The sequence below is a fragment of the Actinomycetospora sp. NBRC 106375 genome (assembly GCF_030269665.1).
In the GTDB taxonomy this organism is placed as follows: Bacteria; Actinomycetota; Actinomycetes; order Mycobacteriales; family Pseudonocardiaceae; genus Actinomycetospora.
On record NZ_BSTS01000001.1, the window covers coordinates 542360 to 555104 of the forward strand.

The window sequence follows — 12745 nt, forward strand, 5'->3', positions numbered from 1 at the left end:
GTCGCCCCTGATCTCCGTCAGATGCCGCGCCGCGCGCCCATGTCCAACGCCAGCGTCGAGCCGGTGAGCGCCGCGGCCTCGGGGTCGAGCAGCGTCCCGACGGCCCAGCCGACCTGCTCCGGGGTGACGAGCGCGCCCAGGGGTGACTCGGCGCGGCGCTCGGCCAGCACCTCCTCGACGTCGAGGCCACGCGTCGAGGCCTGGGACGCCGAGAGCCGGCGCAGGCGGTCGGTGTCCGCGGGCCCCGGGGCGACGAGGTGGGCGGTGACGCCGCGCGGACCGTAGGCGTCGGCGAGCTGGCGCACGAGGTTGGCGAGCGCGGCGTTGGTGACGCCGGCGCCGGGGACGTGCGGCGAGGGCTCGGCGCCGTAGTGGCCCCCGAGCGCCACGAGCCGCGACCCCTCCCCCAGCCACGGGTCGGCCGCGCGCACCAGGCGCAGCAGGCCGCCGACCTTCAGGGCCACGGCGGCGCCGAGGGCGGCGGGCTCGACGGCGTCCAGCCCGCCCAGCGCCGGGAGCCCCGCGGCCTGCACGACCATCCGCACCGGCGCGCCCCACGCCGTCAGCGCATCGACGATGGCAGCGCCGGCGTCATCGGAGCCGATGTCCGCCGCGCACGGGACGACGCCCTCGTCGTCGGCGCCCAGGGCCGCGACGGCGTCGGCGGAGCGCGCCACCGCGAGGACCGGGACCCCGCGCGAGCGCAGCCGCCGCACGATCGCACCGCCCAGGGCACCGGTGGCACCCACCACGACGGCCGACGGTTCGCTCACCCCGTCCACCGACCCACCTCCAGGAACGCACCACCCACGGCGCGTGACCCTAGGGATCACCGTCGGACCACCGCAGGAGGCCGTTCGGCGGTTGGCAACGTTCCCGGGCGCGGAACGTGTTGCTTGCATCACAGACCCGGGGGCACGACCGTGATCGCGCGCTCATCGACGAGGAGGATCAGATGGCCAACGTGGTGCCGGTGGACGAGTTCGCCACGGGCGAGTGGTACCCGGGGTACAAGCCGGAGCACTTCGAGATGCCCTGGATCGTCGACCCGGCGAGCCCGTTCAAGCCCGGGGACGAGCAGGGCTTCTGGTTCCTGGACTTCCACTGGTCGCGCGGGCTGACCCCGCTCGCGGCGACGCTGTGGAGCGGCGACGGCTACTGCTGGGGCACCCAGCACGCCGCCGAGTCGCTGCCGCTGCCGCCCGGGCGCGGCGTCACCGCGCGCTTCGCGGGCACCCACCTCTACGGCTGCGCCCTGCCCGAGACCGACCCCCGCGAGATCGGTGCGCGCGCCAACCGCATCGCGACGAACCTGCCGCACTTCCTGCAGAACTACCGCTCGATCTGGGAGGGCGGCCGCGACGAGCTCGAGTCCACGTGGTCGTACTTCCGCGGCGTCGACTTCGCCGGCACCCCGGACCTGAGCGACCTCCTCGGCCAGGGCCGCCGGTACCACAAGCGCGCCATGGAGATCCACTTCGGGGTCATGTACCCGATGCTCGCCAACTTCCTCGGCTTCTACGGCGCCTGCGCGGACATGGGGATCAACCCGAACGAGATCGGCAAGTTCCTCCAGGGCGAGGACACCAAGATCATGGAGACGGACCGCGAGCTCGACAGGCTCGCCGCCCGGGCCCGGCAGCTGGGCATCGCCGACGTCTTCGACACCCACGAGCCCCACGAGCTGCGCGCCGCCCTCGGGCGCCACGGCGGCGCGGCGTCGCAGTGGCTCACCGAGTTCGACGACTTCCTGCAGATCTACGGCTGGCGGGCCGAGGCGACCTGCGACGTCGGTGTCCCGAGCTGGATCGAGGACAACGCGATCGCCCTGGGCCTGGTGAAGACCTTCCTCAAGCGCCCCGAGGACCACGACTTCGAGGCCGCGGCGCGCAACGCGATGGCCGAGCGCGAGGAGGCGATCGACACCGCGCGCTCGGGCCTGACCAAGGAGGAGCAGGCCGTCTTCGACGCCGGCCTGGAGTCCAACCAGGCCGCGAACTTCCCCTGGTGGCAGGACGACCACAACTACTACATCGACCTCAAGGTCATGCTCCCGCTGCGGTGGGGGTGCCAGGAGCTGGCGCGCCGCGAGAACGCGGACAACAAGGACGACATGCTTTACCTGTTCTGGCCCGAGCTGATGGACGTCGCCTCCGGCCGCAAGCCCTACCAGGGCGAGCTCAAGAGCCTGGTGGCCGAGCGCCGCCAGTACTTCGACCACTGGCACGCGAAGCGCAGCGAGATGCCCAAGGTGCTCGGCACGATCCCGGAGGCCGTCGAGGACCCGATCCTCATCGAGATCTTCGGGCTCAACCCGCAGTCGATCAGGGCCGTGCAGAACCCGGACGCGAAGTCGCAGACGGTGCTGCAGGGCGTGGCGGCGGCCAAGGGCACCGCCCGCGGCACCGCCCGCGTGCTCCAGTCCTCCGACGAGCTGCACCGCCTCGAGCCCGGCTCGATCCTGGTCTGCGAGTCGACCTCGCCGAACTGGACGCCGGCCTTCGGCAAGATCGCCGGCGCCGTGTGCGACGGCGGCGGCATGCTCTCGCACGCCGCGATCGTCGGCCGCGAGTACGGCGTCCCCACCGTGACCGCGACGGGCGTCGCGACCTTCTCCATCGGCGACGGCGACGAGATCGAGGTCGACGGCACCACGGGCACCGTCACCGTGCTCACCAAGGCCGCCGACCGGGCGCCCGCGAGCGAGGCGGCGGCGGGAGACGGAGCGCAGCGGAGCTCGACCATCGGGTCGGTGGTCGGATGACGTCTCCGGACCCCACCACCACACCGGTCATCTGGGTCGACGAGACCGACCCGACGACCGCCATCGAGCTGGGCGGCTCGAAGATGGGCCGCCTCTCGGAGCTCCTGCGCTCGGGCGTGCAGGTCCCCGACGGCTTCGCCGTCACCACCGGGGCCTACCTGCGCCACTGCGCCGAGACGGGGCTCGACGCGAAGATCGACGCGATCATCTCGCGGCTCGGCGAGCAGGCTCCCGAGGCCGAGGTCGAGGCGGCCTCGGCAGAGATCCGCGGGCTGTTCGTGGACACGCCGATGTCCGACGAGCTCACCACCACGCTCACCGACGCGTACGAGGAGCTGTGCCTGCGGGCGGTCGACGTCAACGTGCCCGTCGCGGTGCGCTCGTCGGCCACCGGCGAGGACGCGGCGGACGCGAGCTTCGCGGGCATCTTCGACACCTACCTCGGTGTCTCGGGCATCGAGCGCGTGCTCGACGCGGTCCGCAACTGCTGGGGCTCGCTGTTCACCGCCCGGGCGCTGGCCTACCGGCTGCGCAAGGGGATCAGCCACCACGCGATGCCGATCGCGGTCGGCGTCATCGAGCTGATCCACGCCCGCGCCTCGGGGGTCGCGTTCTCGGTCCATCCGGTCACCGGCAAGGCCGACCGCATCGTCATCGAGACCAGCTGGGGCTGGGGCGAGGCGATCGTGCAGGGGCTCGTCGACCCGGACCACGTGGAGGTCGGCAAGGCCGACGGCCGAGTCCTGCGGTACGACGTCGCGCACAAGCGGATCGTGTCGGCGTTCGACTTCGCGGTCGGCGCGGTCACCGAGATCGACATGCCGGCGAAGCTCGCCGACCGCCAGGTGCTCGACTCCGAGCAGATCAGCGCCATCGCGTCGGCGGTGCGGGCGATCGAGGAGCACTACGGCCACCCGGTCGACGTCGAGTGGGTGATCGGCCGGCACCGGCGCGCGGGCGACCCGGTCTGCATCGTGCAGACCCGCCCGGTGACGGTGACCTCCTCCGCGGAGGAGGCGGCCCCGGCCGCCTACGACCCCGTGGCCCTGGCACAGAAGTACCTCTTCTCCGGCAAGCCGATCCCGGGGCGGTGACGAGCGTCCCGGTCGTGCCGGCGCCCGCGTAGCGCCGGCACGGCCGGGGAATGCCGTCCGTCGGCGCACCGCGCGCGACCGGACGGAGGACCACCATCAGCTCGTCGACCTCGGACGCCCCCACGGTGCGCGGCCTGCGCGGACCGACCGCGGCCGTCGTGGTCGCCCTCGCCTTCCTCGTCACCATGCTCGGCGCGACGCTGCCGACGCCGCTCTACCCGATCTACGAGCGGGAACAGGGCTTCGGCGGCGTGATGGTCACGCTGATCTTCGCGGCCTACGCGGTCGGCGTCACCGCGGCGCTGCTCCTGTTCGGCCGTCTCTCCGACCAGGTCGGGCGCCGTGCGGTGCTGCTGCCGGGGTTCGTGCTCGCGGCGGTCTCGAGCGCGGTCTTCCTCATCCCGGACGACCTCGGGACCCTGTTCGCCGGGCGGGTGCTCTCCGGCCTGTCCGCCGGCATCTTCACGGGCACGGCGACGGCGGCGATCGTGGACTTCGCCCCGGAGGGTCGCCAGAAGGCCTACAGCCTGCTCGCGGCCGCGGTGAACATGCTCGGGCTGGGGCTCGGCCCGGTGGTCGCGGGCGCCCTCGCCGAGTACGCGCCGGCGCCGCTGGTCCTGCCCTACCTCGTGCACATCGTGCTGGTGCTCGTCGTCGGCGCGGCGCTCTGGTGCGTGGTCGAGCCCGTCGAGACGCCCGGCGGTCCGGTCTCCTGGCGCCCGCAGAAGGTCTCGGTCCCCCCGGAGGTGCGCGGGGTGTTCGTCCGCGCGGCGATCGCCGGCTTCGCGGGCTTCGCCGTGCTCGGCCTCTTCACCGCGGTCTCCCCCGCCTTCCTCACCCAGGTCCTGCACGAGCAGGACCACCTGGTCAACGGCCTCGTGGTGTTCACGCTGCTCGGCGCGTCGACGCTCGGGCAGATCGGGTCGTCCGGCCTGGGCGAGCGGCCCGCGCTCCTCGTCGGCTGCGCGGCGCTGGTGGTCGGGATGGGGCTCGTCGGGACCGCGATCGGCGTCGCGTCGCTGCCCGTGCTCGTCTCCGGCGCCGCGGTCGCCGGGGTCGGTCAGGGCATGAGCTTCCGCGCCGGGCTCGCCGCGGTGAGCGCCGGCAGCCCGCCCGCGCGGCGCAGCGAGGTGGCGTCGAGCTTCTTCCTCGTCCTCTACGTCGGGATCTCGATCCCGGTGATCGGCGAGGGCGTCGCGTCCGCGGCGGTCGGGCTGGTGACCGCCGGGGTCGTCTTCGCGGGCATCGTCGCCCTGCTCGCGCTCGTCGCGTTCGTCAGCCTGCTCCTGCAGCGGGAGCCGAGCCCGGCGGCCGCCTGACCCTCACCAGCCGGTCAGGCGGCGCTCGATCACGCCCGCCGCCTCGACCACCTGCGCCACGTGCCGCCGCAGTGTGGTGCCCCCGGTGCGGGCGACGGGGGCGGCCACGCTGAGCGCCGCGATCGCCGCCCCGTGCTCGTCGTGCACCGCGGCGCCCACCGAGACCACGCCCAGCCGGCTCTCCTCGCGGTTGTCGGCCCACCCCCGCTCGGCGATCTCCCGCAGGCGCCGGCGCAGCGTCGCCTCGTCGGTGATCGAGTGCGGCGTCGGGCGCTCGGGGGTCCAGGCGACGAGGCGTGCGTCGAGCTCGTCGGCGGGCAGGGCGGCGAGCAGCACCTTGCCCGTGCTCGTCGTCGTCGCGGGCAGGCGCGTCCCGACCCGCGAGAAGATCCGGACGGTGTGCGGGCTCTCCAGGCGCTCGACGTACACCGAGTGCATCCCGTCGAGCACCGCGAGCTGCACGGTCTCGCCGGTGACGTGGCGCAGGCCCGCCATCGCCGGCATCGCGGCCTCGTGCAGCCCGACGTGGGGCGCGACGCTCGCGCCGAGCTCGTGGACCGCGAGCCCGAGCCGGTAGGTCCCCGACGGCCCGCGCTCGAGGAGGCGCTCGTCGGCCAGCGTCGCGAGCATCCGGTGCACCGTGCTCGTGCCGAGCCCCAGCCGCCGGGCCAGCTCGGCGACCCCGAGCTCGCGGTCGGTGAACGAGAACTCCTTGAGCAGCCGCGCGGCGTTGCGGACCGAGCCCAGCTCCCAGCTCGGACGTCCCGCCATGCGGGACAGACTAGGGGGCCGGGATCGGCGGCGCCGGGACCTCGAACGCGTTGAGCAGGGCCGAGGTCGCGAGGTACATGCCGACGAGGTGGACCAGGTCCAGGACGCCGTCGCGCCCGAAGGCCTCGATCGCGCCGTCGTAGGTCGACCGGGTCACCCGGTGGTCGCGGACGAGCTCGTCGGCGAAGCGGTGCGCCGTGAGCTCGTCGGGCGCGAAGCCGTCGGTGGTGCCGTTCCGCAGACCGTCGATCACGGTCTCGGACAGCCCGACGGAGCGGGCGACCGCCACGTGCGCGTAGACCTCGTACTCCGCCTGCCACGCCACGCCGACCGTGAGGATCACGACCTCGCGGATCGTCGCCGGCAGCAGGGAGTCCCGCTGGTCGACCCCCACCCAGCGGCCGAACGCCCGCCCGGGACCCGGCCGCAGCGTGAAGGCGTTGAACGGGCCGATGAGCCCGCCCTGGTCGTCGGTCGGCGCGAATCCCGAGCGCTCGGCCCAGCGGCCCGAGCGTTCGAGGAGCTCCTGGCGCGCGGCACGCTGGTCCTCGTCGAGGTCGATCGACTCGGCCCGCGGGAGCCGCCCGCCCCAGTCGCGGTCGTCGGCGCGCGGGTACAGAGGGGTCGTCATGCCCGGACGTTAGCCCGCGGCAGGCGCCGGGGCAGGCCGGACGATCATGCGCGGCACGGCCAGGGAGAGCCCGGCCGCGAGGACGCAGAGCGCGCCGGCGCTCCACCAGGCGCCGTCGTAGGAGCCGGAGAGATCGCGGATCAGCCCGGCCCCGATCGCGGCGATCGCCGAACCGACCTGGTGCGCGGCGAACACCCAGCCGAAGACGATCGGGGCGCGGGCGCCGAAGCGCTCCCGGCACAGCGCGACGGTCGGCGGGACCGTGGCCACCCAGTCCAGGCCGTAGAACACGATGAACGCCCACAGCGGGGGCGCCGCGGTCGGCGCGAGCAGGAACGGCAGCACCAGCAGGGACCCGCCGCGCAGCACGTAGTAGACGGCGAGCAGCTTGCGCGGGTCGACGCGGTCGGTGAACCAGCCCGACGCGATCGTGCCGATCACGTCGAACACCCCGACGACGGCGAGCAGCCCGGCCGCGGTCGTCGCCGGCATGCCGTGCTCGTGGGCGGCGGGCACGAAGTGGGTGTTGAGCAGCCCGACCGTCGTCGCCCCGCAGATCGCGAACCCGCCGGCGAGCAGCCAGAACGTGCCGGTGCGGGCGGCGTCGCGCAGCACGGTGAGGCTGCGGCGGGCCGCGCCGCCCGTCACGACCTCCTCCGCGGGCGCGTCGGCCGGGTCCGCGCCGTGGGCGACCGTGCCGACGTCGGACGGCCGGTCGCGCAGCACGAAGACCACCAGCGGCACGACCACCAGCGCCCCGCCGGCGACCACGAGCGACGCCACCCGCCAGCCCACCGACCCCGCGAGCGACGCCATGAGCGGGAGGAAGACCAGCCCGCCGGCGGCCTGCGCGGCGGTCAGCACCCCCGACACGAGGCCTCGGCGAGCCACGAACCAGCGCCCGGTCACGGTGGCGACGAACGCCAGCGCCATCGACCCGGTGCCGACCCCCACGAGCACGCCCCAGAGCAGGACCAGCTGCCAGGCCGAGGTCATGAACACCGTCAGCCCGCTGCCCGCGGCGACCAGCAGCAGGGCGACGCTCACGACCCGCCGCATCCCGAACCGCTCCATGAGCGCGGCGGCGAAGGGCGACACGACGCCGTAGAGCAGCAGGTTCAGCGACACCGCCGACGAGATCGTCGCGGTCGACCAGCCGAACTCCGTGTGGAGCGGCTCGACGAACACCCCGGGCGCCGACCGGAAGCCCGAGGCGCCCAGGAGGGTCACGAAGGCGGTCGCCGCGACGGCCCAGGGCCAGGCGGACGGGCGAGTTCTCGGCGGTGCGTCCGCGGAGGTGTCGGGGCGCGTCTCGGTCACGAGGGGTCAGCCTGCGCGATCTCTCGTCGACGAACCAGTGGCCCGAACGCCATGTCGTGCAAGAATCCGGCCATGAACGAGCTCGATGGTGCGGCTCCGGCAGGCTCCGCGTCCCGCCGTCACGTCGTCGCCGTCCTGGCCCTGCCGGAGGTCGTCGGCTTCGACCTGCAGATCCCCCCGCAGGTCTTCGGCACCGCGGAGGGTCCCGACGGCCCGCTCTACGACGTGCGGGTGTGCGGGCTCGCCGACCGGGTGGCGACGACGGCGGGCTTCTCGCTCCTGCTCGAGCACGGGCCCGAGGCTCTCGCCGCGGCCGACACGGTGATCGTGCCCGGCACGCACTTCGTCCCGGCGCGCCGCGACGGCGTGCTCCCGCCCGACGTGCTCGCCGCCCTCGACCGCGTGCCCGGCCACGCCCGCTGGATGTCGATCTGCACCGGCGCCTTCGTGCTCGCCGCGGCCGGGCGCCTGGCCGGCCACCGGGTGGCCACGCACTGGGCGCGCGCCGGCGAGCTCCGCGCGCTGCACCCCGAGCTCGAGGTCGACGAGACGGTGCTCTTCGTCGACGACGGCGACGTCGCCACCTCCGCGGGCCTGGCCGCCGGCCTGGACCTGTGCCTGCACGTCCTGCGCCGCGACCACGGCGCCGACGTCGCGAACGCCGTCGCGCGCCACCTCGTCGTGGCGCCGTGGCGCGACGGCGGGCAGGCCCAGTTCATCGACCGCCCGCTGCCGGAGGAGGGCGCCGGCGCCACCGGGGCGGTGCGGGCGTGGGCCGTCGAGCACCTCGACGCCGACCTCGACGCCGCCGCCCTCGCGGCACGCGCGGCGATGAGCGTCCGCACCTTCACCCGTCGGTTCCGCGCGGAGACCGGCACGTCGCCGCACGCGTGGCTCGTCGCCCAGCGCGTCGCCCGCGCGCGGCACCTGCTCGAGGGCAGCGACCTGCCCGTCGACCGCGTCGCCGCGGCCGCGGGGCTCGGCACCGCGGCGTCGCTGCGGGCGCACCTCGCCGAGGAGGTCGGGCTCTCCCCGCTCGCCTACCGCCGCCGGTTCCGGGGTGCGCACCATCCCGCGGAGAGGGACGGCGCTCTTCTCCGGGGCGGCGCGGCTCCCTAGCGTCGTGGTCACCGCCACACCACCGGGAGGGGCCACCGTGCTGACCGCCGAGCAGAACGAGGAACTCACCGCCGTCGAGGCCGGCACGCCGATGGGCGAGGTCCTGCGCCGCTACTGGTACCCGGTCGCGTTCACCCGCGAGCTCGAGGAGTTCCCGGTCAAGCGCGTCGAGCTGCTCGGCGAGTTCTTCGCGCTCTGGCGCACGCCCTCCGGGAAGCTCGGGATCATCCCCGAGCCCTGCCCGCACCGGAAGGCCTCGATGGCCTACGGCGTGGTCGAGGGCGACGGCCTGCGCTGCCCGTACCACGGCTGGAAGTTCGACACCGACGGCGCGTGCACCGACCAGCCCGCGGAGAAGGAGAACACGAACTTCCAGGAGCGCGTGCGCGCCACCGCCGGCACGGTCGAGGAGCTCGGCGGGCTGATCTGGGCCTACGTCGGGCCGGGCCCGGCGCCGCTGCTGCCCCGCTTCGACGTCTACGTGATGGACGGCTACCGCGACATCGGCTGGGCCGACCTGCCGTGCAACTACGTGCAGATCATGGAGAACGCGGTCGACCCGCACCACGTCGAGCACCTCCACGGTCGCTACTTCGAGTTCATCGGACGCCACGAGGGCTTCGAGGCCCCGGCGTCGTTCGGCAAGAAGCACCAGCGCATCGGCTTCGACGCGTTCGAGTGGGGCATCATCAAGCGCCGCGTGCTCGCCGGGGCGAGCGAGGACAACGACGACTGGAAGGTCGGGCACCCGCTCGTCTTCCCCTACAACATGCGCGTCGGCGGCGGCGGCATCCACCAGATGCAGATCCGCGTGCCGATCAACCGCACGACGACGCGGTTCATGCTCTACACGGTGCACGCCCCGGAGGGCTACGAGCCGGTGGCGCAGGAGCGGGTCCCGGACTACGAGATCCCGGTGTTCGACGACCGCGGGAACCACGTCGTCAACTACGTCGAGGGCCAGGACATCATGGCCTGGGTGACGCAGGGCCCGATCACCGACCGCACCACCGAGCACCTCGGCCGGTCCGACATCGGGGTCTCGCTGCTGCGCAAGATGTTCCGCCAGTCGATGCAGGCCGTCGCCAAGGGCGAGGACCCGCTGGGCGTCGTCCGCGAGCCCCACGAGCGCATCGACCTGCCCTGCGAGAAGGACAAGTTCCACGCCGGCGGCGCCGAGTTCGCGATCGACTTCTGCAACATGGGATCGACGCGCTACTCCCCGGACCTCGAGGCGATCAAGACGGTGCACCTCGACGCCGCCGCGCGCGTCGAGGCGGACAAAGAGGCGGGGCGGCCGTCGTTCACCCCCGAGGGCGGCATCGGCACCGCCACCCTCGCTCCCGACACCTCCGCCCAGGTGGACTCGGGGCTGATCCCGCGGTGAGGATGTCGGAGGTGACGGCTCCCGACGGCTCGCCCGGTGCGCGCATCGACCGGCGGTTCGCCGCCGACGTCGAGGCCCACCGCCGCGACGCCCCGCGCTTCTGCCCGGCGTGCGCCCGCGACCTCGGCCTCGCCAACGAGTTCTGGGAGGGCGACGCCCGCCGGTTCTACTGCTGGTGCAGCGCCTGCGACTGGACCGGCGAGGTCACCACCACCGGTGACACGGCCGTGGGGCACGAGCCGGAGCACTGAGCGGTCCCCGACGCGCGCTGCGCTTGCGAGAACCGCACGCTCCGCCTGCGAGCGATGCGGCTTTCCTGGCGTGTCACGCCAGGAACGCCACATCCTCGCCGGCGCGACACGCCGTCAGCGGCAAGATCCGCAGTTGGTGAGGGATCGCTCCGCTCACCGGAACGCCCGCTCACCACGTTCAGATCTCCGGCCGTCGACGCCGCGCGAGGGCGCGGTGGGCGGGATCGGTGCCCCGGACTGCCGCGGGCGCCACTCGCGTCGCGCCCGGTCGCCGACGCGCGAAGCCGTCCGCGAGAGGCACCTCGCGCATGATCGCCGGGCTCACGGGCCTGCGAGACGTGCCGCTCGCCAGGGAATCGTGCGTTCCGCGTGCGAGCGATGCGGCTTTCCTGGCGTGTGACGCCAGGATCGCCACACCCTCGCCGGCGCGACACGCCGCGAGCGGCAAGATCCGGAGCTGGTGAGCGATCGCTCCGCTCACCGGAACGCCCGCTCACCACGTTCGGATCTCCGGCCGTCGACGCCGCGGCGCGCCTGATCACCCGGACCGGACGCACCCCTACCGGTCGACCGTGATGTTCCAGCTGTCGAGGGTGCCGCGGTCGATGGCGACGCTGTCGACGACCTGCAGCGTCCACGGTCCGCCCGCCGGCTGCCCGACCAGCGGCGAGAGCGGGCCGCCCTGGCGGCTGTCGAGGTTGAGCGCGAGGCCCGGGCGGGCGCGGTCGCAGGCGTTGCTGTCGGCGAGCGTCGCGGTGGCGCCCGCGGGCGAGCGCAGGGTGACGACGAGATCGCAGGTGTAGGGGTGCGTGATCGTCACCTGGACCTGGAGGGCCGAGACCGAGCCGCGGCCGTCGAGGTTGATGACGTCGGTGACGCCGGCGGGGCTGTTGTCCGGGATCGGCTGCGAGCGCGCCGACGCGCCGGTCAGCGGGCCGCTGGCGCCGAGGGTGACGATGAGGACGACGACCACCACGATGACGAGGAGCAGGCCGACCCCGCCGAGGATCCAGGGCAGCGCCTTGTTCTTCTTCGGCGGCTGCTGGCCGTAGCCGTATCCGGGCTGGCCGTAGGGCGCCCCGTACGGCTGCTGGCCGTAGGGCTGCCCGTAGCCCTGCTGGGCGTACGGGTTCGCGTAGGGCTGGGTGCCGTAGGGCTGCTGCTGGCCGTACGGGTTCGCGTAGGGCTGGGTGCCGTACCCCTGCTGCTGGCCGTAGCCCTGCTGGCCGTAGCCCTGTTGCGAGGGATCCCCGTAGTACGGCTGCGGCCCGGAGCCCTGCTGCTGGCCGTAGGGGTTGTACCCGCCCGCCGACGGATCGGCCTGTGGCCCGTACTGCGTGGGCTGGGACCCGAACGACTCTTGGCGGTTCGGGTCACCCGAGCCGGAACCGCCGAAGGGGGAGGACACGGGCGGGAACATACCTCTCGCCCGGTACCGCGAGGCTCTCCCTCACAAGATCGGTTCGGGTGGATTCGACGCATCCGCGGAGGACCGGACGAACCGGACGGGTCACTCCCGGGCGTGGGCCCGCAGCCGCTCCGACCACGACATCGGGCGCGGCGGGTCGCCGACGTCGGCGTAGGTCACGCCGTCGATCTCGCGGACCGGGTGGACCCCGAGGACGTGCTGCGGGGACGTGGCGCACTCCCCCGTGTCGAGGTCGAAGCGGTACCAGTGCCACGGACAGACCAGCGTGCGTCCCTCGCGGACCCAGCCCTGCTCCAGGGGCCCGCGGTTGTGGGGGCACACGGCGTCGACGACCCGGAGTCCGTCGGGCACGGCGAGCACGACGAAGCGCCGGCCGTCGTCGCTCGTGACGACGCCCGGCCCCTCGACGCGGACGAGGGTCACCGCTTCCCGGACGCCCGCAGGGCCGCCAGCGACTCCCCGCCGACGAACCAGTGCTCCGGCTCGCACTCGGTGACGACGACGCGCACGTTCTCCGCCGGCGCGCCGACGGCCTTCGTCACCGCGGCGGTGACCTCCTCCCCGAGCGCGGCGAGCTGCTCGGGGGTCCGTCCCCGGGCGAGGGTGATCTGCACGAGCGGCATCCCGAACCTCCGAGTCCATGTGAGCACTTGAGGCCCC

13 protein-coding genes are annotated in these 12745 nt (G+C 73.9%); 6 read left to right on the plus strand and 7 right to left on the minus strand.

The window, feature by feature from the left end:
- Positions 1-17: 17 nt before the first annotated feature.
- On the minus strand, positions 18-773 hold the full coding sequence (locus tag QSK03_RS02645; RefSeq protein ID WP_285648397.1) for an SDR family oxidoreductase: 756 nt from the start codon (positions 771-773) through the stop codon (positions 18-20).
- 182 nt (positions 774-955) lie between these two features.
- Here QSK03_RS02645 and QSK03_RS02650 point away from each other — a divergent pair, with 182 nt between their 5' ends.
- Genes QSK03_RS02650 through QSK03_RS02660 form a run of 3 tightly spaced genes read left to right on the plus strand, consistent with a single transcriptional unit; the run spans position 956 to position 5177 of the window.
- Positions 956-2764 carry a PEP-utilizing enzyme gene (locus QSK03_RS02650; protein WP_285648398.1) on the plus strand — a complete coding sequence of 603 codons (1809 nt, stop codon included), beginning with the start codon at positions 956-958 and terminating at the stop codon, positions 2762-2764.
- Positions 2761-3858, plus strand: coding sequence for a PEP/pyruvate-binding domain-containing protein (locus QSK03_RS02655; RefSeq protein ID WP_285648399.1), 1098 nt, complete (start codon positions 2761-2763; stop codon positions 3856-3858). Before QSK03_RS02650 ends, QSK03_RS02655 begins: the two co-directional genes overlap by 4 nt.
- A gap of 50 nt (positions 3859-3908) precedes the next feature.
- Positions 3909-5177, plus strand: a complete 1269-nt coding sequence (locus QSK03_RS02660) for an MFS transporter (RefSeq protein ID WP_285648400.1) — start codon at positions 3909-3911, stop codon at positions 5175-5177.
- Positions 5178-5180: 3 nt separating this feature from the next.
- On the opposite strand, the gene QSK03_RS02665 is transcribed toward QSK03_RS02660, so the two are convergent.
- Genes QSK03_RS02665 through QSK03_RS02675 form a run of 3 tightly spaced genes read right to left on the minus strand, consistent with a single transcriptional unit; the run spans position 5181 to position 7899 of the window.
- On the minus strand, positions 5181-5948 hold the full coding sequence (locus QSK03_RS02665; protein ID WP_285648401.1) for an IclR family transcriptional regulator: 768 nt from the start codon (positions 5946-5948) through the stop codon (positions 5181-5183).
- Between the two features lie 10 nt (positions 5949-5958).
- Positions 5959-6579 (minus strand): carboxymuconolactone decarboxylase family protein, encoded by a 621-nt coding sequence (locus QSK03_RS02670; protein WP_285648402.1) that lies wholly within the window; start codon positions 6577-6579, stop codon positions 5959-5961.
- A gap of 9 nt (positions 6580-6588) precedes the next feature.
- Complete coding sequence (locus QSK03_RS02675) at positions 6589-7899, minus strand: MFS transporter (protein WP_502872114.1); 1311 nt, start codon at positions 7897-7899, stop codon at positions 6589-6591.
- Between the two features lie 72 nt (positions 7900-7971).
- Here QSK03_RS02675 and QSK03_RS02680 point away from each other — a divergent pair, with 72 nt between their 5' ends.
- Genes QSK03_RS02680 through QSK03_RS02690 form a run of 3 tightly spaced genes read left to right on the plus strand, consistent with a single transcriptional unit; the run spans position 7972 to position 10656 of the window.
- Positions 7972-9018 (plus strand): GlxA family transcriptional regulator, encoded by a 1047-nt coding sequence (locus QSK03_RS02680; RefSeq protein ID WP_285648403.1) that lies wholly within the window; start codon positions 7972-7974, stop codon positions 9016-9018.
- A 37-nt stretch (positions 9019-9055) separates the two neighbouring features.
- Positions 9056-10405: a Rieske 2Fe-2S domain-containing protein gene (locus QSK03_RS02685; protein WP_285648404.1), complete on the plus strand. Its 1350-nt coding sequence runs from the start codon at positions 9056-9058 to the stop codon at positions 10403-10405.
- 11 nt (positions 10406-10416) lie between these two features.
- A complete protein-coding gene (locus QSK03_RS02690) occupies positions 10417-10656 on the plus strand; it encodes a hypothetical protein (RefSeq protein WP_285648405.1) in 240 nt (79 codons plus the stop codon).
- Between the two features lie 559 nt (positions 10657-11215).
- Here QSK03_RS02690 and QSK03_RS02695 read toward each other — a convergent pair.
- From QSK03_RS02695 to thmT, 3 genes are all read right to left on the minus strand, one after another.
- Entirely contained in the window at positions 11216-12064 is an 849-nt protein-coding gene (locus QSK03_RS02695; RefSeq protein ID WP_285648406.1) for a proprotein convertase P-domain-containing protein, read from the minus strand.
- A 102-nt stretch (positions 12065-12166) separates the two neighbouring features.
- Positions 12167-12508, minus strand: a complete 342-nt coding sequence (locus QSK03_RS02700; protein ID WP_285648407.1) for a Rieske (2Fe-2S) protein — start codon at positions 12506-12508, stop codon at positions 12167-12169.
- Positions 12505-12735 (minus strand): 2-hydroxymuconate tautomerase, encoded by a 231-nt coding sequence (gene thmT / locus QSK03_RS02705; RefSeq protein WP_285648408.1) that lies wholly within the window; start codon positions 12733-12735, stop codon positions 12505-12507. The genes QSK03_RS02700 and thmT overlap by 4 nt, the downstream gene beginning before the upstream one ends.
- Between the last annotated feature and the right edge of the window lie 10 nt (positions 12736-12745).